This window comes from Variovorax sp. GW531-E2 (assembly GCF_059423125.1).
In genome coordinates this window covers 1-22124 of the sequence record NZ_JBWKXQ010000016.1, presented here as the reverse complement: position 1 = coordinate 22124, position 22124 = coordinate 1, and the positions used below count along the sequence as shown (strand labels likewise).

Here is a 22124-nt window from a genome sequence, read left to right as displayed (position 1 = left end):
CCCCCCACGACCGTCGCCCAGCGGGCTCGGGATCGGCGCCTCGCGGCCTTCGCCGCGCGCTTCACGCGGCTGGCCGCCGCCCATGCCGCCGTTGCGGTTGTTGTTGTTGTTGTTGTTGCCGCGGCGCTTCTTGTTCCGGCCATTGCGACCGCCGCCCTCCGGCCCGCCGGGACCGCGTTGCGACGGACCCGCCGGTCGCGCCTGCGCACCGCCCGAAGCCTGGAACAGCGCCTGGATGTCGCGCTCGTCGAGCTCCATCCAGGCACCGCGCTTGAGACCGCGCGGCAGCACCATCGCGCCGTAGCGGATGCGGATGAGCCGGCTGACCGCATGGCCCACCGACTCGAACAGGCGGCGCACCTCGCGGTTGCGGCCTTCGGAAATGGTCACGCGATACCAGCAGTTGGAGCCTTCGCCGCCACCGTCTTCGATGGTGCCGAACTGCGCCATGCCGTCGTCCAGGCGCACGCCCTCGAGCAGCTTCTTCTTTTCTTCGCTGGTGAGCGCGCCCAGCACGCGCACGGCGTACTCGCGCTCCAGGCCGAAGCGCGGGTGCATGAGCTGGTTGGCGAGATCGCCGGAGCTGCTGAACAGCAGCAGGCCTTCGGTGTTCAGGTCGAGCCGGCCGACCGACTGCCACTTGCCCTGCTGCAGACGCGGCAGCTTGCGGAACACCGTCGGGCGGTTCTGCGGATCGTCGTGCGTGACGACCTCGCCCACGGGCTTGTGGTACGCGATCACGCGCGGCGGCGGCGGTGCGATGCGGTAGCGGATCGGCTTGCCGTTGATCTTGACCTGGTCGCCGTACTGGATGCGCTGGCCGATATGGGCTGGCTCGTTGTTGACCGAGATGCGGCCCTGCAAGATGAGTTGCTCCATCTCGAGGCGCGAACCGAGACCGGCCTGCGCCAGCACCTTGTGCAGCTTGGGCGAATCGGCCTCGGGCAGCAGCACGCGCTTGAGCGGCGGCACCTCGGGGCTTTCCTCGTCGGCATCGAACTGGCCGGAAATGACGTCGGCAAAACGGATCGGCTCGGTCGGCGGCGCATTGCGCTGCTCGCGCTCGGCGGCACGGCGGGCGCGGTCGAGGTCGTCTTCCTCTTCGTCGGGCTCGTCTTCCTCGTCGTCTTCGTCATCCCCGCGGTCCTCGTCCTGGTCCTCGTCGGACGCCTGGACACGCTGTGCTTCGACCGGTGCCGGCTCGTCTGCCTCGGCTGCCACCACTTCCGCAGCCACGGGCGCCACATCGGGCTGGACCGTCGCGGGAGCTTCCGCAGCAGGAGCGACTTCCGCCGCGCTCACCAATTGCTCATCGGCAGCCGGCGCCTCGACCACCTTCTTCTTGCGGGGTGCACGCGGCTTCTTCGGCGCCTCCCCGGTCTCGGCCCCTGCCGGCTCTGCGGGCGCAGCGACGGATTCGACAGCAACTTCCGTCACCTTCTTGGGCGTGGCGGCCCGCTTCCGCTTCTTGACTTCGGGTTCGACCGGCAGCATCGCTGCGTCGTCGGTGTCGGATGAGCTCATGGGGTTTTTCCGGGAGAAACAGCGTGGGGGTCGTGGGGGTCGGTCTCGTCCGCTGCGGGGGACGGAACGTCGGATTCGGGTTCTTCGGGCGCGGCGGCCACTTCGGATTCGGCGGGCGGCTCGCCGGTTTCTGGCTCGGACACAGGCAACGCCTCATCGACGGGCTCGGCGGCCTCGGCGATCGCCACCACCTCTTCGGCAAACTCCGCTGCATCGGTCGAGACGACTTCCGCCAGCTCAGCCAACTCAGGCGGCGCATCGACCATGACGAGTTCGGGCTGCACACCTTCTTCTCCATCCACCAGCGCTGCGGGCTCTGCAGATTCCGCAACGGCCTCTTCCGCCGCATCGCCGTCGATCGGCAGCCCCGGCTGGTCGCCCGCGGCCTGCTGCAGTGCGTCAACCAGCGCCGCCTGCTGCGCGGGCGTTTCCACCAGCGGCAGCTGGTCCAGCGAGGCCAGCCCCAGGTCGTCGAGGAACTGGCGGGTGGTCGCGTAGAGCGCGGGCCGGCCGACCGTTTCGCGGTGGCCGATCACTTCGACCCAGCCGCGGTCTTCGAGCTGCTTCAGGATCAGGGAGTTGATCGTGACGCCGCGGATGTCTTCCATGTCGCCGCGCGTGGCCGGCTGCCGGTAGGCAATGATGGCCAGCGTCTCGAGCGCGGCGCGCGTGTAGCGCGGCGGCTTCTCGGGATGCAGGCGATCGAGGGCATCGCGCATCTCGGGCCGGCTCTGGAAACGCCAGCCGCTGCCGACGCTCACCAGCTCCAGGCCGCGTTGCGCCCAGTCTTCCTGCAGTTCGAGCAACAGCACCTTGATCGTGTCCACGCCCAGCTCGTCGTCGAACAGCACGCGCATGTCGCGCACCGGCAGCGGCTGGCTCGAACAGATCAAGGCGGTTTCGAGAATGCGCTTGGCATCCGCCGTATTCATGGTTCGCGTTATCCGGAAAAAGGCGCCTGGCGACGCTTGTTCAGATGGATGGAAGGAGTAGGCGTTGCCGGCACGCGGCGAGTGCAACGCAAGGCCGGCATCGGGTGGCCGGCGCGGCCCTCGGGCCGTCAGGCGCGATTGTAATCCAGCCCCCAGGTCTGCAAAGCCTGGGCCAGATCGGGCGGCGGCGGCGAGCGGAACTCCATCGCCTGCTGCGTGACGGGATGCACGAACGCCAGCCGGAACGCATGCAGCGCCTGCCGCGACAGCCCCGCCGCGGGCGCGCCGCCATACAGCGCGTCGCCGACCAGCGGATGGCCGATCGACGCCATGTGCACGCGGATCTGGTGGGTGCGACCGGTTTCGAGCGTGCAGCGCACCGCGCAGCCGTCGGTGTGGCTGTCGAGCCGCTCGATCAGCGTGCGCGCGGTCTTGCCCGCGTGGCGCTCCAGGTCGACCACGGCCATGCGCAGCCGGTTGCGCGGATCGCGGCCGATCGGCGCATCCACCTGCCGCGCCGCCGCGCCCTCCCAGGCCTTGTGCCCCATCGCCAGGTACTGCCGCTTCACGTCGCGCGCGGCGATCAGCGCCACCATGGCGTCCATCGCGGCCCGCGTGCGCGCCACCACCATCAGGCCGCTGGTGTCGCGGTCGAGGCGGTGCACGATGCCCGCGCGTGGCAGCAGCACGGCCTTCGGGTCGAGCGCCAGCAGCCCGTTCAGCAGCGTGCCGCTCCAGTGGCCCGGCGCCGGGTGCACCACCAGGCCCGCCGGCTTGTCGATGATCCGCAGGTGCTCGTCTTCGTGGACCGTGACCAGCTCCATCGCCTCGGGCCGGAAGGCCTGGCTCTGGGGCGTGGGCCGCAGCTCGATGCGCCCCGACTGGCCCGCGCGCACCGTGGCAGAGACCTTGGTGAGCGTGCGCCCTTGCAGCTCGACGGCGCCGGCCTCAATGAGTTGCTGAAGGTAACTGCGCGAAAACTCGGGCACCAGCGCCGCCAGGGCGCGGTCGAGCCGCTGCCCGTGCTGCGCCTGGTCGATGGCGAAGGGCCGCAGCTCGCTGGGCTCCGCGAGATCGGCGCCCTCTTCAGGTTCAGGCCCTTCCGGGGGATCGGTCAGGGGGTCGGTCGATATAATTGAGGGCAACTGTTTCACGAAAGCCGTATGTGATGTTTCGCGCCAAATTATCGGTCCCTGCCTGGATCGCGCTCAGCGCGGCGGCCCTTCTCGTCGCCGGTTGCGGTTCCACCACCAAGGAAGACAAGACCGCGAACTGGAGCCCCAACCGCATCTATTCGGAAGCCAAGGACGAAGTCGGCTCCGGCGCCTACGACAAGGCGGTGCCGCTGTACGAGAAGCTCGAAGGCCGTGCCGCCGGCACGCCGCTGGCCCAACAGGCCCAACTCGAGAAGGCCTACGCCCAGCACAAGGCCGGCGAAAAGGCCAACGCCATCGCCACGCTCGACCGCTTCATGAAGCTGCACCCGGCCAGCCCGGCGTTCGACTACGCGCTCTACCTGAAGGGTGTGATCAACTTCAACGACGACCTGGGCATGTTCGCGTTCCTGACGCGCCAGGACCTGTCCGAGCGCGACCAGAAGGCCGCCAAGGAATCGTTCGAATCCTTCCGCGACCTCGTGACGCGTTTCCCCGAGTCGCGCTATGCGCCCGACGCGCGCCAGCGCATGAACTACATCGTGAACTCGCTCGCGCAGTACGAGGTTCACGTGGCCCGCTACTACTACTCGCGCGGCGCCTACCTGGCGGCCATCAACCGGGCACAGATCGCGCTGTCCGACTACCGCGAAGTGCCGGCGCTCGAAGAAGCCCTGTACATCATGGTGAAGTCGTACGACGCGCTGGGCATGAAGGACCTGCGTGACGACGCACAACGCGTGCTGACCACCAACTACCCGCAGAGCACCTACCTGGCGAACGGCTTCAAGGGCAGCACCGACCCCTGGTGGAAGCTCTGGTAATCCAGCGCCCTCCGGTAGATATCAGTAGGGTTTTCTGAGCGCGTCGATCGCGCTCTCGAAATCCGCTTCGGTTTCCAGCCGGCGCATCGGCGGCAACGCCGCCAGCAACCGCCGGCCATAGCCCATCGCCACGAGGCGCGTGTCGCAGATCGCGAGCACGCCGCTGTCGGTTTCACGGCGGATGAGGCGCCCCGCCCCCTGTTTCAATGCCACGGCCGCTTCGGGCAGCGAGTAATCGCTGAACGAGCTGCGCCCTTGCGCTTCGAGCCGCTGCGAGCGGGCCTCCACCAGCGGATCGTTGGGCGGCGGGAACGGCAGCTTGTCGATCACCACGAATTGCAGCGCGTCGCCCGGCGCATCGAAGCCTTCCCAGAACGAGGCCGACGCCACCAGCACGCAGCCCGCGCGCCCGTTGCTCGCGCCTTCGCGGAAGCGGTCCATAAGCACGCGCTTGGGCAGCTCGCCCTGCACCAGCACCTCGGGTCGTGCCTGCGTCTCGAGCAGTTCGAATTGCTGGCGCATCGCATCGCCGATGGTGCGCAGCGCGCGCAGCGTGGTGGTCAGCACCAGCGTGCGCCCACCGAGCTCGGCGGCGCCGTGCGCGGCCAGCTTGGCCACCTGCTGGCTGTGCGTGGGATCGTTGGGCTTCGGAAAGGCCCGCGGCACGTAGATCGCTGCTTGCGAGGCGTAGTCGAAGGGGCTTTGCACACGCAGCACTTCGGCGTCGCGCAGGCCGCAGGGTTCGGTGAACCAGCGCAGCGTCGGGTCGTCGCCCAGCGTGGCGGAGGTGAAGACCCAGGCGCGGCGGCTGTCTTCCTGCGGTGGCGGCGGGACAGCGCCGTGCTCGGGGTCTTCCTCGTCGTCTCCGTAGGGCAAATCGGACTCCACGGGCTCGTCGGCCAGCTTGAGCACCCGCTTGCGCATCGCATCGGCGATGTCGAGCGGCGACTCGATCAGCCGCAGCTGCGTGCCCACGTCGACCCAGCGAACAGAGTCGAGCTCGCACGGCTGCGCGAAGCGTGCCGTGCGCTTGGCGAGCTGACGCGCGCGCTCGTGCAGACGCACGAAGTCGGGCGAGATCTCGCTCACCGTGTCCAGCCCGTCGGCGGCCAGCACGAAGGCGTCCTGCAGGTCGTCGAGCGCGCCCTGCCAGGCTTCGGCATTCACGCCCTCGGGGGCCGGGCCGATCCAGCGCAGCTTGGCGCCCGGCCATTGCTTGCCGACCACCAGGCGCAGTTCGCGCGCCGCGCGTTCGACGCCCGCCACCAGCTGCTGCCAGTCGACCAGCCCGCGCGCATGCTGCAGGCCGGCGCCGAGCATGTCGCGCGCGAAATCGAGCGCCTGCCCGCTGCCGAGTTGCGCGCCCAGGAACTGCACGCCGGTCTCGTTGAGCTGGTGCGCCTCGTCGAACACGACGACGCTCACGGTCGGCAGCAGCTCGGCCATGCCGGTCTCGCGCACCGCGAGGTCGGCAAAGAACAGGTGGTGGTTGATGACCACGATGTCGGCCGCCAGCGCCTCGCGCCGCGCCAGGTTGACGTGGCAGGCCTTGAACTGCGGGCATTGCGCGCCCAGGCAGTTCTCGCGCGTGGAGGTGATCAGCGGGATCAGCGGCGAACGTTCGTCGAGCCCCGGCAGTTCGGCGAGGTCGCCGGTGCGCGTGGCTTTCGACCACTGCTCGATCTTCGCCAGCGTGCGCAGGCTGCCGCGCTCGGGCAGCGAGGCGTCGTGGCGCGCCATGTCGAGGCGGTGCAGGCACAGGTAGCTGCCCCGCCCTTTCAGCAGCGCCGTGCGTATCGGCAGTGCGAAGGCCTCGACGAGGCGCGGCAGGTCGCGGCCGAACAGCTGGTCCTGCAGGGTCTTGGTGGCGGTCGAGAGCAGCACGCGCTCGCCGCTCAGCAGCGCCGGCACGAGATACGAGAAGGTCTTGCCCACGCCGGTGCCGGCCTCGACCACGAGCATGCCGCCGTCGGAGATGGTGCGGGCCACGGCCATCGCCATCTCGGTCTGGCCGCCGCGTTCGCGGAACTGCTCGGCGGCCTGCGACAGCACCCCGTCCTGCGCGAACGCATCGCGCACCTGGTTTTCGAGCGGCGACGTCACGCCGGCTCTTTCGGGTCGAGCGCGTTCTCGAGCTGGGCGATCTGGTCGCGCAGGGCGAGACGGCGCTTTTTCAGGCGGCGCATCAGCAGTTCGTCCTGCGGCGTGCCGTCTTCCGAGAGCCGGTCGATGGTGGCGTCGAGGTCGGCATGCGCAATGCGCAGCTCGATCAGCTGACGGGAAAGGGAATGAAGATTGGAGTCCAACGGTGGGGGTGCGCGTGCCGCATGGAGCCGCGCGTGTTCATTCGATAATACGTCCTGACACGAACCCCAGAGAAGACAGAAAGCGCGCCTCTGGCGCCCCAGCGCTCATGACCCAAGGCTTTCGACTCGCCGCCGCCACCGGCCTCCACAAGGGGGATCGCCCCTACCAGCAGGACCAGGTGCTGTTGATGAGCCACCCACGCACGCCGGGCTGCGTGCTCGGCGTCATCGCCGACGGCATGGGCGGGCGCAGCGGCGGGCGCAAGGCGTCCGACCAGGTGCTCATGACCGCGCGCCAGCTCTTCACCCGCTACAGCCCCGAGCGCGACGACCCCGCCGTGGTGCTGCGCCAGCTGCTCGAAGACGCCCACACGGTGATCAAGCTCACGGCGCTGTCGAGCGAGCAGGAACCGCACAGCACGCTGGCCGCCTTCCTGATGAACCCGAAAGGCGACTGCGCCTGGATCCACGCAGGCGACTCGCGCATCTATCACTTCAACGACGGCGCGCTGGTCAAGCGCACGCGCGACCATTCGTACGTGCAGGCGCTGGTCGATCGCGGCCAGATCAGCGAGGCCGAGGCCAACATCCATCCGCAGGGCAACATCCTGCTGGGTTGCCTGGGCATGACGACCACGCCGCCGCCCGTCGATCCGCACCACATCGCCAAGCTGCAGCCGGGCGACCTGCTGATGGCCTGCAGCGACGGGCTCTGGCACTACTTCTCACCCGAGGAACTGGCCAGCGTGCTCTACGCACAGCCGCCGCGCGACGCGGTCGAAATTCTGGTGGGGGAAGCCCGGCGCCGTGCGCGCGGCACAGGCGACAACATCTCCATCGCGGTGCTCAAGCTCGACCCGCTGCCTGCGGCGGCCTGAGCGCCCGCCTCTCTTTCAGGGCGCCGGTGCTGGCAACGGCGCGCCGCGCGGCTTGGTCCGCTCGGCGTTCTGGCGTTCACGGCTGGCTCGATGTTCCGCCGCCCGCTTCTGCTTGTCTTCGAAGCGCGTGCTCACGGCCGGTGCGTCGGCGCGGCGCTGCGCCGCCTTGGCCTGCTCGTCGGCATGGGCCTTCTGCTTGTTCTCGAACTGGCGCTGGCGTGCGTCCGCATCGGCCGCCGTCGCAGCACGGCTCGCTGCGTGGTCAGCGGCGCGCTGCTCGCGCTCTTTCTGATCCTGTTGCGACTTCTCGCGCTGCTCGCGCGAATCCTGTGGGCGCTGCGTTGCAGCCTTCTGGTCAAGCTTCTGCAGCTCGGCCGCGCCGCTGCGCTGGCGCTGGATGTCGTTGATCGCGGTTTCCTGCCGCTTGATGTGGTCGGTTTCCTTGCGCCGGCGGCTGCGGCTTTCGCGCAGGCAGTCTTCGACCGCGAACTTCTTGTAGCAGGCCGCGCGCTCCTTGGTGTAGCGCGACTCGATGGCCTCGCGCTCGGTGGCCAGACGGCCGCGTTCGGCTTCGAGGTCGGCGCTGCCCGCCGCCGCATTGGACTGGGCCCACAGCGGCAGGCTGGCCAAGGCCAGGAACAGGGCAAGAGCGGTTTTTTTCATGTGAGTCGGGTGTCGACGATGCGGCGTTCCAGGGCGAGGAATTCGCTCGACTGCATTTCGGTGAGCCGGGACACCGTGCGCGGAAACTCGTGCGCCAGCGGCCCCTCGGTGTACAACGCCTCGGGCGGAACCTCGGCCGACATGATGAGCTTGCAGCGCCGGTCGTACAAGACGTCGACCAGCCAGGTGAAACGGCGTGCTTCCGAGGCCATGCGCACGGGCATGTGCGGCACGTCGGACAGCAGCACGGTGTGGAACTGGCTCGCGATCTCGAGGTAGTCGTTCTGCGAGCGCGGGCCGCCGCACAGCGTCTTGAAGTCGAACCACACCACGCCGCCGGCCTTGCGCAGCGCGCGGATCTCGCGCTGCTCGATGTGCAGGATCGGGTTCTCGTCGGCCGTCTCGGCCAGCTTGTCGAAGGCGTGGCGCATTTCCTTCTCGGCCGCCGCGTCGTTCGGCGTGAGGTACATGCGCAGCTGCTCCAGCGTGCGGCGCCGGTAGTCGGTGCCGTTGTCCACGCTCAGCACTTCGAGCTTCTGGTTGAGCAGCGCGATGGCGGGCAGGATGCGGTCGCGGTGCAGGCCGCCGGGGTACAGGTCGTCGGGCTTGAAGTTCGAGGTGGTGACAAAGCCCACGCCGTTGTCGAACAACGCCACGAGCAGCCGGTGCAGGATCATCGCGTCGGTGATGTCCGCGACGTGGAACTCGTCGAAGCAGATCAGCTTGTAGCGCTTGGAAATGCGCAGCCCCAACTCGTCGAGCGGGTTCACGGTGCCCTGCAGGTCGCGCAGCTCGCGGTGCACTTCGCGCATGAACTCGTGGAAGTGCAGGCGCGTCTTGCGCCGCAGCGGCACGGCGTTGAAGAACAGGTCCATCAGGAAGCTCTTGCCGCGCCCCACGCCGCCATACATGTAGACGCCGCGCGGCAGCTCCGGCCGGTTGATGAGCTTCTTCAGCGCATTGGAGCGCCGGGCCTTGTACTCGCCCCACTCGGTGGCGCAGCGGTCGAGCGCCTCGACGGCCGCCAGTTGTGCGGGATCGCTCTTGAACCCGCGTGCCGCGAGTTCCGCTTCATAAGCCTGTTTGACGCTCAAGGGATCGGATCGCTTCAAAAATGGAGAGCCCCGACCGCCCCGCGAGGGTCGATCGGGGCCGGGTTCGCTCAAGAACCGGAGATCAGAAGTTGAGCGTGCGCTTGTCCACGGCCAGGGCCGCTTCCTTGGTGGCTTCCGACAGCGACGGGTGCGCATGGCAGATGCGCGCGATGTCTTCGGCGCTGGCCTTGAACTCCATCGCCACCACGGCTTCGGAGATCAGCTCGCTGGCCTGCGGGCCCACGATGTGCACGCCCAGGATCTCATCGGTGGCGGCGTCGGCCAGGAACTTGACCATGCCGGTCGTGTCGCCCAACGCGCGTGCGCGGCCGTTCGCCAGGAACGGGAAGGTGCCGGCCTTGTAGGCGCGGCCCGCGGCCTTGAGCTGCTGCTCGGTCTGGCCGACCCATGCGATCTCGGGGCTGGTGTAGATCACCCACGGCACGGTGTTGAAGTTCACGTGGCCATGCTGGCCCGCGATGCGCTCCGCCACCGCCACGCCTTCTTCCTCGGCCTTGTGCGCCAGCATCGGGCCGCGCACCACGTCGCCGATGGCCCACACGTTGGGCAGGCTGGTCTTGCAGTCGTCGTCCACGGCGATGGCGCCGCGTTCGTCGAGCTTCAGGCCCACGGCTTCGGCGTTCAGGCCGACGGTGTTGGGCACGCGGCCGATCGAGACGATCAGCTTGTCGACTTCCAGCGTCTGGGCTTCGCCCTTGGCGTTGGTCCAGGCGACGCTCACGCCCTTCTTCGACGACTTGATCTCGCCGACCTTCACGCCGAGTTCGATCTTGAGCTTCTGCTTGTCGAAGGCCTTCTTGGCTTCCTTGGCGATCTGCTCGTCCACGGCACCCAGGAAGGTCGGCAGTGCTTCGAGCACCGTGACCTCGGCACCGAGGCGGCGCCACACCGAGCCCATTTCGAGGCCGATGACGCCCGAGCCGATCAGGCCCAGCTTCTTGGGCACCGCGCCGATGCGCAGCGCGCCGTCGTTCGAGAGGATGTTTTCCTCGTCGAACGGCGTGCCCGGCAGCGCGCGGGCGTTGGAGCCCGTGGCGACGATGATGTGCTTGCCGGTGATCGATTCCTCAGCGGCGCCTGCCACCTTGATCTCGTAGCCGGTTTCGTCGGTCTTCACGAACGAACCGCGGCCATGGAAGAAGCTGATCTTGTTCTTCTTGAACAGGTACAGGATGCCGTCGTTGTTCTGCTTCACGACCTGGTCCTTGCGGGCCAGCATCTTGTCGATGTCCAGGCCGAGGCCTTCGACCTTGATGCCGTGGTCCGCAAAGTGGTGGCCGGCCTGCTCGAAGTGCTCCGACGATTGCAGCAGCGCCTTCGAGGGGATGCAGCCGACGTTGGTGCAGGTGCCGCCCGGTGCGGGGCCGCCCTTGCCGTTTTTCCACTCGTCGATGCAGGCCACGTTGAAGCCGAGCTGCGCAGCGCGGATCGCCGCGATGTAGCCGCCAGGACCGCCGCCGATGACGACGACGTCGAATTGCTTGTTTGCCATCTGGTTGTTGCTCCCCGGATCAGATGTCGAACAGCAGGCGCGACGGATCTTCCAGCGCTTCCTTCATGGCAACCAGGCCCAGCACGGCTTCGCGGCCGTCGATGATGCGGTGGTCGTAGCTCATGGCGAGGTAGTTCATCGGGCGAACGACGATCTGGCCGTTTTCGACCACGGCGCGGTCCTTGGTGGCGTGCACGCCCAAGATGGCCGACTGGGGCGGGTTGATGATCGGGGTCGAGAGCATCGAGCCGAAGGTGCCGCCATTGGAGATGGAGAAGGTGCCGCCGGTCATTTCTTCGATGCCCAGCTTGCCGTCTTGCGCCTTCTTGCCGTACTCGGCGATCTTCTTCTCGATGTCAGCGAAGCTCATCTGGTCGGCATTGCGCAGGATGGGCACCACCAGACCGCGCGGCGAACCGACGGCGATGCCGATGTCGAAGTAGCCGTGGTACAGGATGTCGTTGCCGTCGACCGAGGCGTTGAGCACCGGGTACTTCTTCAGTGCGTGCACCGCGGCCTTCACGAAGAAGCTCATGAAGCCGAGCTTCACGCCGTGTTCCTTGGTGAACGCGTCCTGGAACTTCTTGCGCAGGTCCATGACCGGGGCCATGTTCACTTCGTTGAAGGTGGTCAGGATGGCGTTGGTCGATTGCGACTGGATCAGGCGCTCGGCGATGCGCGCGCGCAGGCGGCTCATCGGCACGCGCTGTTCCGGACGCTCGCCCAGGTCGGGCGCGGCAGGCGCGGCGACCTGCTGCAGCGCGGGCTTGGCAGCCGGTGCGGCGATGGTGGCGGCAGGCTTGGCGCCGGCAGCCACGGCGCCGAGCACGTCGCCCTTGGTCACGCGGCCGTCCTTGCCCGTGCCAGCCACGTCGCTGGTCTTCAGGTTGTTGTCGGCCAGCAGCTTGGCAGCGGCAGGCATGGCCACGTCGGACTTCGAACCACCGGTGGCGGCGGCTGCCGCTGCGGGTGCAGCAGCGGCCGGCGCGGCGGCGGGTGCAGCTGCAGCAGCAGGCGCTGCAGCGGCGGCCTTGCCGTCGGTGTCGATCTTGGCGATCAGCTGCTCGGCCACCACGGTGGCGCCGTCGGGCTGAACGATCTCGACCAGCACGCCGGCCGAGGGGGCCGGCACTTCGAGCACGACCTTGTCGGTTTCGATCTCGATCAGGATTTCATCGACGGCGACGGCTTCGCCGGCTTTCTTCTTCCACGTGAGCATGGTGGCCTCGGCCACGGATTCGGAAAGCTGGGGGACTTTGACTTCTACGATAGACATTTGGAGTGAGCTCCGTTTTGTTCTTGAGGGTGTTCGTGTGAAAAGGGACGGTTCTTACTTGGTCAGCACGAAGCCCTTGAGCTTGCCAAATGCGCCATCGACCAGCGCCTTCTGCTGTTCCTGGTGCAGGTGCGAGTAGCCGACGGCCGGCGATGCCGAGGCGGCACGGCCGGAGTAGCCGAGCTTCTGGCCTTCCTGCATGTTTTCGTGGATGTAGTGCTGCACGAAGAACCAGGCGCCCTGGTTCTGCGGCTCGTCCTGGCACCACACGATGTCCACGAGGTTGGGGTACTTCTTGACCTCGGCGGCGAACGCCTTGTGCGGGAACGGGTAGAGCTGCTCGACGCGGATGATCGCCACGTCGTCGCTGCCCTGCTCTTCGCGCTTCTTGGCCAGGTCGTAGTAGACCTTGCCCGAGCAGGCGATCAGGCGCTTGACCTTCTCGGCCTTCAGGCCCTTGCTGTCGGGAATGACGGTCTGGAAGCTGCCCTTGGTGAACTCGGACAGCGGCGACGTCGCGTCCTTGTTGCGCAGCAGCGACTTGGGCGTGAGGATGATCAGCGGCTTGCGCAGGTTGCGCACCATCTGGCGGCGCAGGATGTGGAAGATCTGGCTGGCCGTGGTGGGCTGCACCACCTGCATGTTGGTGTCGGCGCTCAGCTGCATGAAGCGCTCCAGGCGGGCCGAGCTGTGCTCGGGGCCCTGGCCTTCGTAGCCGTGCGGCAGCATCATCGTGATGCCGTTGACGCGGCCCCACTTCACTTCGCCCGAGGCGATGAACTGGTCGATCACCACTTGCGCGCCGTTCACGAAGTCGCCGAACTGGGCTTCCCAGATGACGAGCGTGTTGGGGTCGTTCGAGGCGTAGCCGTATTCGAAGGCCAGCACGGCTTCTTCGGACAGGATCGAGTCGATGACGACGAACGGGGCCTGGTTCTCGGCCACGTTCTGCAGCGGCGTGTAGGTGCCGGTGTCGAACTTCTCGCGATTCTGGTCATGCAGCACCGCGTGGCGGTGCGTGAACGTGCCGCGGCCCGAGTCTTCACCCGACAGGCGCACCGGGTAGCCGCTGGCCACCAGCGAGGCGAAGGCCATGTGCTCGCCCATGCCCCAGTCGACGTTGACGTCGCCACGGCCCATGGCGGCGCGGTCGTCCAGCACCTTCTTCACGAGCGGGTGCACGGTGAAGTTCTCGGGTGCCTTGGTGATGCGCTCGGCCAGGCGCTTCCACTCGGCGGAGGGAATGGCGGTGTCGCCGGCGTCGGTCCACTTCTTGTTGAGGTACGGGCTCCAGTCGACGGCGTACTTGCTCTTGAAGTTGGTGAGCACGGGGTCGACGGTGTTCTTGCCTTCGTCGAAGGCGGCGCGCTGCGCCTTGACCATGTCGTCGCCGAGCGTGTCGCCCAGGCCTTGCGCGGCCAGCTTGTCGGCGTACAGCTTGCGCGTGCCGGGGTGGGCCGCGATCTTCTTGTACATGAGCGGCTGGGTGAGCGAGGGCGTGTCCTGCTCGTTGTGGCCCAGCTTGCGGAAGCAGATGATGTCGACGACCACGTCCTTCTGGAATTCCATGCGGAAGTCCAGGGCGAACTGAGTGGCGAGCACCACGGCTTCGGGGTCGTCGCCGTTCACGTGCAGCACCGGCGCTTCGATCATCTTGACGATGTCCGAGCAGTACAGCGTCGAGCGGCTGTCGCGCGGGTCGCTGGTGGTGAAGCCGATCTGGTTGTTGATGACGATGTGCACCGTGCCGCCGGTGGAGTAACCACGGGTCTCGGCCAGTGCCAGCGTTTCCATCACGACGCCCTGGCCTGCGAAGGCGGCGTCGCCGTGCACGATCACGGGCAGCACCTGCTTGCCCAGCGGATCGCCGCGGCGGTCCATGCGGGCGCGCACCGAGCCTTCGACCACGGGGTTCACGATTTCCAGGTGCGAGGGGTTGAACGCCAGGCTCAGGTGGACCGGGCCGCCGGGGGTGGTCACGTCCGAGCTGAAGCCCTGGTGGTACTTGACGTCGCCGGAGGGCAGGTCTTCGGGGGCGGTGTGGTCGAACTCGGCGAACAGGTCGGCGGGCATCTTGCCCAGCGAGTTCACCAGCACGTTCAGGCGGCCGCGGTGGGCCATGCCGATCACGATTTCCTGCACGCCCTTGACGCCGGCCTGGTTGATCAGCTCGTCCATCGCGACGATGAAGCTTTCGCCGCCTTCGAGCGAGAAGCGCTTCTGGCCGACGTACTTGGTGTGCAGGAAACGCTCGAGGCCTTCGGCGGCCGTCAGGCGATTCAGCACGTGCTTCTTCTGCTCGGCGCTGAGCTTCGGGTTCGTGCGGGCGCTTTCGAGCTTCTGCTGCCACCAGCGCTTGTGGTTCTGGTCGGTGGTGTACATGTACTCGGCACCCATCGTGCCGCAGTACGTTTCACGCAAGGCATTGAGCAGGTCGCGCAGCGACATGGTCTCTTTGCCGAAGAAGGTGTTGCTGGTGTTGAACACCGTCTCGAGGTCGGCGTCGGCAAAACCGTAGAACGAGGGCTCGAGTTCCGGAATGGCGGGACGCTCGGCGCGCTTGAGCGGGTCGAGGTCGGCCCAGCGGGCGCCGACGTTGCGGTAGGCGGCGATCAGCTGCTGGACTGCCGTGCGCTTGCGGCCGAGTTCGGAGTCGGCGCCGCTAGCCTGCACGACACGGGTCGTGCCCTGCTTGGCCAGTTCGGCAAAAGCATTGATGACCGGCAGGTGGGGGACGTCGCGGGCGCTGGTGCCGTCGGCGGCGGGAACGTTCTGCAGGGCGTCGAAATACGTGCGCCAGTTGTCGGGAACGCTGCCGGGGTTGGCGAGGTAGTTTTCGTACATCTCCTCGACATAGGGCGCATTGCCGCCGAAGAGGTAGGTGTTGCCTTGATAGGCGGTGTACGCCGTGGGCGTAGAGGAATCGCTCATGATCCGCTGACCTTCGCTTCCCTGGAGGAAGCACGAGTTGGTTAAGAAACCTTCCGCGACACGGCTGGACCGATTGGCGGATGCGACTGTGGCTGGGGAAGGGCCTGAGTACCTTGGCATTGTGCCACGTCAACCATATGACGACAGAACGCGGCTGCGCAAGGCCCGCAACCCTACCCCGATTCGCGCCCGCGGTCAGGTGGCGGACAGTAACTGTTTGATCTGTTGCAGCGTGGCCGGATCGTCGATGGTGGTCAGGTCGCCCGGGTCGCGCTGCTCGCAGACGGCCTGGATCGCCCGGCGCAGCAGCTTGCCGCTGCGGGTCTTGGGCAGGCCGCTCACGAAGCGCACGCGCGCGGGCCGCGCCAGGGCGCCGAGCTGGTCGGCCACGACCTTCATGATCTCGCCCTCGAGCTTGAGCGCCGCGTCGACATCGGTCACGGCCAGGCCGTCTTTCGGCACGACGAAGGCCATCGCCACCTGCCCCTTGAGCGTGTCGGCCACGCCGACCACCGCCACCTCGGCCACGTTGGCATGGCCCGAGATGCTCTCCTCGATCTCGCGGGTGCCCAGGCGGTGGCCGGCGACGTTGATCACGTCGTCGGTGCGGCCCAGGATGTAGAAGTAACCGTCGGCGTCGCGGATGCCCCAGTCGAAGGTCGAATAGACCATCTTGCCCGGCACGCTCTTCCAGTACGTGTTGACGAAGCGGGCGTCGTCCTTCCACACGGTCTGCATGAAGCCGGGCGGCGTCGGCCCCTCGACCACGACCACGCCCTTCTCGTTCGCGCCGGTGAGCTCCTCGCCGGTCGACTCGTGCAGGATCTTGATGCGGTAGCCGTACATCGGCACGCCGGGGCTGCCGAACTTGCTGGGCTTGGCCTCCACGCCGTTGGCGATGGTGATCATCGGCCAGCCCGACTCGGTCTGCCAGTAGTTGTCGATGATCGGCACGCCCAGGCCGTCGCTGATCCAGCGCGCGGTCGGCTCGTCCAGCGGCTCGCCGGCCAGGAACAGCGCGCGCAGGGTCGACAGGTCGTACTTCTTGAGCAGCGCCGGGTCTTGTTTCTTGAGCACGCGCACGGCGGTGGGCGCGCTGAACATCACCGTCACCTTGTACTTCTCGACCAGGCGCCACCAGATGCCGCCGTCGGGCTGCTGGTCGATGCCCTGCGTGGGCAGGCCCTCATACATGATGGTCGCCATGCCCGCGATCAGCGGGCCGTAGACGATGTAGCTGTGGCCCACGACCCAGCCGATGTCGCTGGTCGAGAAGTAGGTTTCGCCGGGTCGGCCGTCGAAGATGTGCTTCATGCTCGCGGCCAGCGCCACGGCGTAGCCGCCCACGTCGCGCTGCACGCCCTTGGGCTTGCCGGTGGTGCCGCTCGTGTAGATGGTGTAGCTGATGTCGGTCGAGGCCAGCCAGGTGCAGGGCACCTGTGCATCCAGGTGCTTTTGCCTCAGTTCGCCCGCCAGATGGTCGCGGCCGGCCACCAGCGCCATCGGCGCCAGGCCGCGGTCGGTCAGCAGCACGGCCTCGGGCTTGTGCTTCGACAGGCGGATGGCCTCGTCGAGCAGCGGCTTGTACGCGATGACCTTGCCGCCGCGCGACCCGGCGTCGGCGCTCACGACCACCTTGGGCTCGGCGTCCTCGATGCGGGTGGCCAGCGAGCCGCTGGCGAAGCCGCCGAACACCACGCAATGGATGGCGCCGATGCGCGCGCAAGCCAGCATCGCGAAAGCGGCCTCGGGAATCATCGGCATATAGATGAGCACGCGATCGCCCTTGCCCACGCCCAGCCCGACGAGGCTGGCGGCGGTGCGCTGCACCTCGGCATGCAGTTCGGCGAAGCTGTAGCTTTTCTCGGTGCCCGTCTCGGTCGACACGAAGATCAGCGCCGGCTGGTCGCCCCGATCGGCCAGGTGCCGGTCGACGGCGTTGTGGCACAGGTTGGTGGTGCCACCGACGAACCAGCGCGCGAACGGCGGCTGGCTGGCGTCGAGGATCTGCTGCGCGGGCGTGTGCCAGTCGATCAGCTTCGCCTGCTCGGCCCAGAAGGCCTCGGGCGCGTCGACGGACTGGCGGTAGAACTCTTCATAGCGGCTCATCGAGATCTGTCTCCTGTTGTATGGGCTCCGTTTCAGGCTCGACGCCGAAACTGAATTCATAATTATGGGGACCGATCTTGCGGGAAGCTGACAGCCGCGGCAATCCGGGCGGCTCTCTTGCCGGGCCGCCCTTCAACAGCAATTCAGTGAGTCAGTAAGTCAGCGAATCAGCGCCTGCAGGTCGCGAAACGCCGGGTGCTCGGCGGTGCGCAGCCACTCGAAGCCGACCATCTCGGTGGTCACGAGCTCGGCGCCCGCGCCGGCCAGCCGGTCGAAGGCGGCGTCGCGGTTGCGCTCGGTGCGCGAGCTGCAGGCGTCGGTGACGACCCACACGTCGAACTCGTCCTCGAGCAGGTCGAGCGCAGTCTGCAGCAGGCAGACATGGGCTTCGCAGCCCGCGATCACGATGGTGTTGCGCTCCTCGGCCGCGGCCGGGGGCTTCTGCAGGTGCTTGGGCAGGCTGCGGGCATTGCCCTGCGGCGCCGCCTTGGCGGGCGGACGCAGCCATTCGCCGAGCCCCTCTTCCACGCCGCTGAAATGCATCTTGGCCAGCGTCTTGCGGCAGAAGGCGCGGATCTCGGGCAGGTTCTCGCCCAGCTTGGACGGGTTCTGCTCGGTGCCCCAGACCGGCACGTCGACCCACTGCGCCATCTGGCCCAGGCGCGCCGCATTGCGCGCTGCCGCTTCGCCTTCGAAGATCGCCGGCATCAGCCGCGCCTGGTAATCGACCAGGACGAGTTGGGATTGCGTGGCGTCGAGCAGCATGGACTTCTTCTTTCAGGTATCGGTTGAACTGGGCTGAACCGTACCACTGAAAAGTGCGGGTTTCGCGGGATCGTCCGCCGTTGCGACCGGGGTCGATCGCTGCACCAGCTGCGCAAGGTAGGTCTTGAACAGTGCATCGGCCGACTGCCTGAACATGCGGATGCGCCCCGTGTGCTGCATCAGCAGCAGGCCGACGCCATGCGCGAACAGCGCCGTGTTCTCCTGCTGCGCGAGGTCGGCATCGAGGCCCAACGCCAGCAGCGCCTCCTCGCAGGGACGCAGGGCGTCGTAGAGGCGGTCGTTCAGTTCGTGGTCGAGCGCGTGCGTGAGCCCCCGGGGCCGCATGCCATGCACCAGATAGAAGCCGAGGTCGAGGTCGCGCGGGTTCGCCGCGTAGAAGTCGAACCAGGCCTGGGCCTTGGCGGCCAGGGCCTGGTCGGGCCGGCGCTCGGACACCGCCACCTCAGCCACGGCGGCCTGCAGGCGCAGCAGCGACTCGTCGAGCAAGGCCGCGTAGATCGCCTCCTTGCTCTCGAAGTACGAATAGATGGCGCCCGGCGTGTACCCGGCTTTCTTCGCGATCTCACGGATGCTCGCGCCCTCGATGCCCGCCTCGGCAAACACCGTTCGGGCGGCGTCGAGCACCAGGGCGCGGCGGGCGTCGGTGAGGGTCTGGCGGCGTTGGAGCTTGGCGTGCATGGGCGGGACTATAGCCCTCGACATGGTCGCCGATCAATTTTTCGAACGTTGATCTAAATTTTGAACAGTGTTTAAATTTATGCGCCAACGGTCCAAAAATCCCCACGAGCCCCTGGAGACAACCACGCATGAATGCCCCACCTTCCGACGCCCTCCTCATGTCCGGCGCCGACTACCGTGAATCGCTGCGCCGCTACACGCCCACCGTGTTCGTCGACGGCCGCCGCATCGCCAGCGTGGCCGACGAGCCCGCCTTCCAGCCCGGCATCAACGCCATCGCCCTCACCTACGACCACGCGCTGAAGCCCGAGTACGCGCCGCTCATGACCGCCGTGCAGCACACCAGCGGCAAGCGCGTGAACCGGCTCTCGCACATCAACACGAGCTCGGGCGACCTGCTCAACAAGCTCGAGGCCGTGCGGCTGGTGTGCCAGGAAACCGGCTGCGCCCAGCGCTACCTGACGCACGACGCGCTCAACGCCATCACGCAGGTGTCGGCGCGCATCGACGACGCGCGCGGCAGCACCGAGCACACGGCCCGCTTCCACGACTACCTGCACCGCATCCAGGACCAGGACCTGACCCTGGGCGTCGCCATGACCGACGCCAAGGGCGACCGCAGCCGCCGACCGCACGAGCAGGCGAACGTCGACAGCTACCTGCACGTGGTCGAGCGCAACGCGCGCGGCATCGTCATCTCGGGCACCAAGGCCATCGTGACCGGCGCGCCGTATGTGCACGAGTTGCTGGTCATGCCCTGCCGGAACATGGGCAAGGAAGACGCCGACTTCGCCGTCTGCTGCGCCGTGCCGCTCGATGCGCCCGGCCTCACCATCGTCGCGCGGCCGGCCGGGCGGCCCGGCGAGAAGCTCGAGCACGGCGATGCGCTCTTCAGCCGCAAGTACGGCCAGAGCACCGGCGTGTGCATGTTCGACCGGGTGTTCGTGCCGTGGGAGCGCGTGTTCTACGCCGGCGAATGGGAGCACTCGGGCCACCTGACCTACAGCTACGCCACGCACCACCGCCACAGCTGCATCGCGGCCCGCGCCGGCTTCGGCGACCTTCTGATCGGCGCCGGCGCACTCATGTGCGAGGCCAACGGCTTCGACCCCGGCAAGGAGAGCCACCTGCGCGAGCAGATGGTCGAGCTGATCACCATCACCGAGAGCTTCTTTGCCTGCGGCGTGGCGGCCAGCGTCTACGGCAAGGCCGACGACCACTGTGAGGTCTTCATGCCCGACCCGGTGTTCAGCAACATCGGCAAGCTGCTGCTGGCCACGAAGATCTATGACATGCACCGCATCGCCCACTACGTGAGCGGCGGCCTCATCGTCACCCTGCCCGGCCCCGACGAAGACCACAACCCCGAGACCGCGGCGCGGCTGTCCGACGTGTTGCGTGCCAACCCCGCCATTCCCTACGAGCAGCGCATCGAGACGGCCCGCTTCATCGAAGACCTCACCGCCGGCTACCAGGGCGGCTGGTACAGCGTGATCAGCCTGCACGGCGGCGGCTCGCCGGCGGCGATGAAGCAGGAGATCTGGCGCAACTACCCGGTCGGCTCGAAGGTCGAGCTGGTCGAGCGCCTGCTCGAGCGCGGCATCGCGGCCGACGGCACGCCGGCCGCCGCGCCGCACGACCCGCGCCGCGCCATCACGAAGAACCGCCAGCCCGGCAAGTGCTGCGACACCGGCTGCACCGTGCCGGGACAACCCGTGATGGTCGACCTGCCGATTCCGACCCTCGCTCGCCCAGGCGCCTAGACTCCGGCGGATGCAGACCCTGTCGCTCCTGCGCCGCCGCCTCGCCCTGCTCCTCGGCGCCGCCTCGCTGCTGCTGCTCGCCGGCTGCGGCGGGTTGCGCACCGCCGAGGCACCACTGGCCAGCACACTGGAAAAGAGCAGTTGCACCCGCAGCGCCGACACGCTGATCGTGCTGCTGCCCGGCGCCTACTCGGCGCCCGAGGAGTTCGTGCGCGAAGGCTTCATCGACGCCCTGAACGAGAACCGGCTCGCGGTCGACACCCTGCGCGTCGATGCCCACATGGGCTACTACCGCAACAAGACCATCCTCGACCGGCTGGATCGGGACGTGATCGCACCGGCGCGCCGCCAGGGCTACAAGGCGATCTGGATCGCAGGCATCTCGGTCGGCGGTTTCGGCGGGCTGCTGTATGCCCAGACGCACCCCGGCGACCTCGCCGGCCTGGTCGTGCTGGCGCCGTACCTGGGCGAACGCGTGCTGAGCCAGGACATCGCCAATGCCGGCGGCCTGTCGCGCTGGCGCGGCCCGCTCGACGCGCCACCGGGCAGCGACCCGCGCACGCCCAGCGACACGCAGCTGTGGCAATGGCTGCGCGGCTACGTCGGCCACACCCGCACCTTCGGCGACCGGCCGCCGCTGTACCTGGGCTACGCGCTCGACGACCGCTTTGCCTTCAGCCACCGGCTGCTGGCCGGGGCGTTGCCGGCGGAACGCGTGGCCACGACCGAAGGCGGGCACGACTGGCCCGAGTGGCGGCGGCTCTGGCGCCGCCTGCTGCCGACGCTGCCGCTGCCGGGCTGCCCCGGCTGAGGCGTCGGTCAGTTCGGCCGCAGGCGCAGCAGCTTGCCGTCGGACTCGTCGGTGAGCACGTAGAGCAGGCCATCCGGCCCCTGCTTCACGTCGCGGATGCGGGCCCGGCCGTCGGCCAGCAGCTTGTGCTCGGCGACGACCTTGTCGTCCTTCAGTTCGATGCGGTCGAGATAGCCGAACTTCAGCGAGCCCACGAACAGGTTGCCCTTCCAGCCGGCGCCGTAGCGGTCGCTGGTCAGGAAGGCCATGCCCGAGGGCGCGATCGACGGCACCCAGTAATGCAGCGGCTGTTCCATGCCGTCCTTGCGGGTGATGCCCTCGCCGATCTTGCCGCCGCCGTAGTTCTCGCCATAGGTGATCACCGGCCAGCCGTGGTTGACGCCGGCACGCGGGATGTTGATTTCGTCACCGCCCTGAGGGCCGTGCTCGGTCATCCAGAAACGGCCATCGGGCGCGAGCGTCGCGCCCTGGCTGTTGCGATGGCCGTAGCTCCAGATCTCAGGCAGCGCACCCGGCTTGCCGACGAAGGGGTTGTCTTTCGGCACGCTGCCGTCCTTGGCGATGCGCACCACCTTGCCGTGGTGGTTGTCGAGCGTCTGTGCATCGTCCTTGCGGCCGAAGCGGTCGCCGAGCGTGAGAAAGAGAGTCCCGTCGCGGGACTCGACGATGCGGCACCCGAAGTGCGCGCGGCTCGCGACCTTGGGCTTCTGGCTGAAGATGACTTTCAGCGCCTCCAGCGCCGTGCCGTCGGCCGACAGGCGGGCGCGTGCGAGCGCGGTGCTGTTGGCCGATCCGCCCGCCGCCTCCGGCTCCGAATAGCAGAAGTACAGGGTGCGGTTCTGCACGAAGCCGCTGTCGGCCAGCACGTCGAGCAACCCGCCC

General features: G+C 67.8%; 18 protein-coding genes. 4 read left to right on the top strand and 14 right to left on the bottom strand.

The annotated features are described in order from the left end of the window. The 3 genes from AC07XP_RS12200 to AC07XP_RS12190 form a co-directional block, all read right to left on the bottom strand. The coding region (locus AC07XP_RS12200; RefSeq protein WP_495264808.1) for a pseudouridine synthase at positions 1-1524 on the bottom strand (1524 nt) is incomplete at its 3' end. Then, positions 1521-2456 (bottom strand): SMC-Scp complex subunit ScpB, encoded by a 936-nt coding sequence (scpB, locus tag AC07XP_RS12195; protein WP_495264807.1) that lies wholly within the window; start codon positions 2454-2456, stop codon positions 1521-1523. The genes scpB and AC07XP_RS12200, both read right to left, overlap by 4 nt. A gap of 128 nt (positions 2457-2584) precedes the next feature. Continuing rightward, positions 2585-3601: an RluA family pseudouridine synthase gene (locus tag AC07XP_RS12190; RefSeq protein WP_495260401.1), complete on the bottom strand. Its 1017-nt coding sequence runs from the start codon at positions 3599-3601 to the stop codon at positions 2585-2587. A gap of 23 nt (positions 3602-3624) precedes the next feature. Between AC07XP_RS12190 and AC07XP_RS12185 the strand changes: the two genes are divergently transcribed. Further along, positions 3625-4434: an outer membrane protein assembly factor BamD gene (locus AC07XP_RS12185; RefSeq protein ID WP_070061014.1), complete on the top strand. Its 810-nt coding sequence runs from the start codon at positions 3625-3627 to the stop codon at positions 4432-4434. A gap of 21 nt (positions 4435-4455) precedes the next feature. On the opposite strand, the gene yoaA is transcribed toward AC07XP_RS12185, so the two are convergent. Next, positions 4456-6537 (bottom strand): DNA repair helicase YoaA, encoded by a 2082-nt coding sequence (gene yoaA / locus AC07XP_RS12180; RefSeq protein WP_062481956.1) that lies wholly within the window; start codon positions 6535-6537, stop codon positions 4456-4458. Beyond that, positions 6534-6740, bottom strand: a complete 207-nt coding sequence (locus AC07XP_RS12175) for an HP1242/YdcH family protein (RefSeq protein ID WP_062481953.1) — start codon at positions 6738-6740, stop codon at positions 6534-6536. The genes yoaA and AC07XP_RS12175 overlap by 4 nt, the downstream gene beginning before the upstream one ends. A 107-nt stretch (positions 6741-6847) precedes the next feature. On the opposite strand from AC07XP_RS12175, the gene AC07XP_RS12170 reads away from it, so the two are divergent. Then, positions 6848-7618, top strand: coding sequence for a PP2C family protein-serine/threonine phosphatase (locus AC07XP_RS12170; protein WP_095947212.1), 771 nt, complete (start codon positions 6848-6850; stop codon positions 7616-7618). A gap of 15 nt (positions 7619-7633) precedes the next feature. On the opposite strand, the gene AC07XP_RS12165 is transcribed toward AC07XP_RS12170, so the two are convergent. The 8 genes from AC07XP_RS12165 to AC07XP_RS12130 form a co-directional block, all read right to left on the bottom strand. Further along, positions 7634-8281 carry a hypothetical protein gene (locus tag AC07XP_RS12165; protein WP_495264806.1) on the bottom strand — a complete coding sequence of 216 codons (648 nt, stop codon included), beginning with the start codon at positions 8279-8281 and terminating at the stop codon, positions 7634-7636. After that, the gene (gene zapE / locus AC07XP_RS12160) at positions 8278-9375 is read right to left on the bottom strand and encodes a cell division protein ZapE (protein ID WP_062480826.1); all 1098 of its coding nucleotides are present in this window, start codon (positions 9373-9375) and stop codon (positions 8278-8280) included. Before zapE ends, AC07XP_RS12165 begins: the two co-directional genes overlap by 4 nt. An 82-nt stretch (positions 9376-9457) precedes the next feature. Beyond that, positions 9458-10888: a dihydrolipoyl dehydrogenase gene (lpdA, locus tag AC07XP_RS12155; RefSeq protein ID WP_495264805.1), complete on the bottom strand. Its 1431-nt coding sequence runs from the start codon at positions 10886-10888 to the stop codon at positions 9458-9460. A 19-nt stretch (positions 10889-10907) separates the two neighbouring features. Continuing rightward, positions 10908-12164: a 2-oxoglutarate dehydrogenase complex dihydrolipoyllysine-residue succinyltransferase gene (gene odhB, locus AC07XP_RS12150; protein ID WP_062480822.1), complete on the bottom strand. Its 1257-nt coding sequence runs from the start codon at positions 12162-12164 to the stop codon at positions 10908-10910. Positions 12165-12218: 54 nt separating this feature from the next. Next, positions 12219-15095, bottom strand: a complete 2877-nt coding sequence (locus tag AC07XP_RS12145) for a 2-oxoglutarate dehydrogenase E1 component (RefSeq protein WP_062480820.1) — start codon at positions 15093-15095, stop codon at positions 12219-12221. 195 nt (positions 15096-15290) lie between these two features. Continuing rightward, entirely contained in the window at positions 15291-17264 is a 1974-nt protein-coding gene (locus AC07XP_RS12140) for a propionate--CoA ligase (protein ID WP_495264804.1), read from the bottom strand. Between the two features lie 99 nt (positions 17265-17363). After that, positions 17364-17969: an isochorismatase family protein gene (locus AC07XP_RS12135; RefSeq protein ID WP_062480816.1), complete on the bottom strand. Its 606-nt coding sequence runs from the start codon at positions 17967-17969 to the stop codon at positions 17364-17366. Between the two features lie 12 nt (positions 17970-17981). Beyond that, positions 17982-18668, bottom strand: a complete 687-nt coding sequence (locus AC07XP_RS12130; protein WP_495264803.1) for a TetR/AcrR family transcriptional regulator — start codon at positions 18666-18668, stop codon at positions 17982-17984. A gap of 128 nt (positions 18669-18796) precedes the next feature. On the opposite strand from AC07XP_RS12130, the gene AC07XP_RS12125 reads away from it, so the two are divergent. Beyond that, on the top strand, positions 18797-20431 hold the full coding sequence (locus AC07XP_RS12125; protein ID WP_495264802.1) for a 4-hydroxyphenylacetate 3-hydroxylase family protein: 1635 nt from the start codon (positions 18797-18799) through the stop codon (positions 20429-20431). Between the two features lie 10 nt (positions 20432-20441). Further along, a complete protein-coding gene (locus tag AC07XP_RS12120; protein ID WP_495264801.1) occupies positions 20442-21242 on the top strand; it encodes an alpha/beta hydrolase in 801 nt (266 codons plus the stop codon). Positions 21243-21250: 8 nt separating this feature from the next. Here the strand turns inward: AC07XP_RS12120 and AC07XP_RS12115 are convergent. Then, positions 21251-22124 (bottom strand): PQQ-dependent sugar dehydrogenase (locus tag AC07XP_RS12115; protein WP_495264800.1); only part of this gene is annotated, 874 nt, incomplete at its 5' end.

Excerpts from the sequence above, each read along its gene's own strand:
- scpB (WP_495264807.1), bottom strand. The coding sequence starts at position 2,456 with ATGAATACGGCGGATGCCAAGCGCATTCTCGAAACCGCCTTGATCTGT.
- odhB (WP_062480822.1), bottom strand. The coding sequence starts at position 12,164 with ATGTCTATCGTAGAAGTCAAAGTCCCCCAGCTTTCCGAATCCGTGGCC.
- AC07XP_RS12135 (WP_062480816.1), bottom strand. The coding sequence starts at position 17,969 with ATGCTGCTCGACGCCACGCAATCCCAACTCGTCCTGGTCGATTACCAG.
- lpdA (WP_495264805.1), bottom strand. The coding sequence starts at position 10,888 with ATGGCAAACAAGCAATTCGACGTCGTCGTCATCGGCGGCGGTCCTGGC.
- AC07XP_RS12120 (WP_495264801.1), top strand. The coding sequence starts at position 20,442 with ATGCAGACCCTGTCGCTCCTGCGCCGCCGCCTCGCCCTGCTCCTCGGC.
- AC07XP_RS12170 (WP_095947212.1), top strand. The coding sequence starts at position 6,848 with ATGACCCAAGGCTTTCGACTCGCCGCCGCCACCGGCCTCCACAAGGGG.
- AC07XP_RS12145 (WP_062480820.1), bottom strand. The coding sequence starts at position 15,095 with ATGAGCGATTCCTCTACGCCCACGGCGTACACCGCCTATCAAGGCAAC.
- AC07XP_RS12125 (WP_495264802.1), top strand. The coding sequence starts at position 18,797 with ATGAATGCCCCACCTTCCGACGCCCTCCTCATGTCCGGCGCCGACTAC.
- AC07XP_RS12140 (WP_495264804.1), bottom strand. The coding sequence starts at position 17,264 with ATGAATTCAGTTTCGGCGTCGAGCCTGAAACGGAGCCCATACAACAGG.
- AC07XP_RS12130 (WP_495264803.1), bottom strand. The coding sequence starts at position 18,668 with ATGCACGCCAAGCTCCAACGCCGCCAGACCCTCACCGACGCCCGCCGC.
- AC07XP_RS12185 (WP_070061014.1), top strand. The coding sequence starts at position 3,625 with ATGTTTCGCGCCAAATTATCGGTCCCTGCCTGGATCGCGCTCAGCGCG.
- AC07XP_RS12165 (WP_495264806.1), bottom strand. The coding sequence starts at position 8,281 with ATGAAAAAAACCGCTCTTGCCCTGTTCCTGGCCTTGGCCAGCCTGCCG.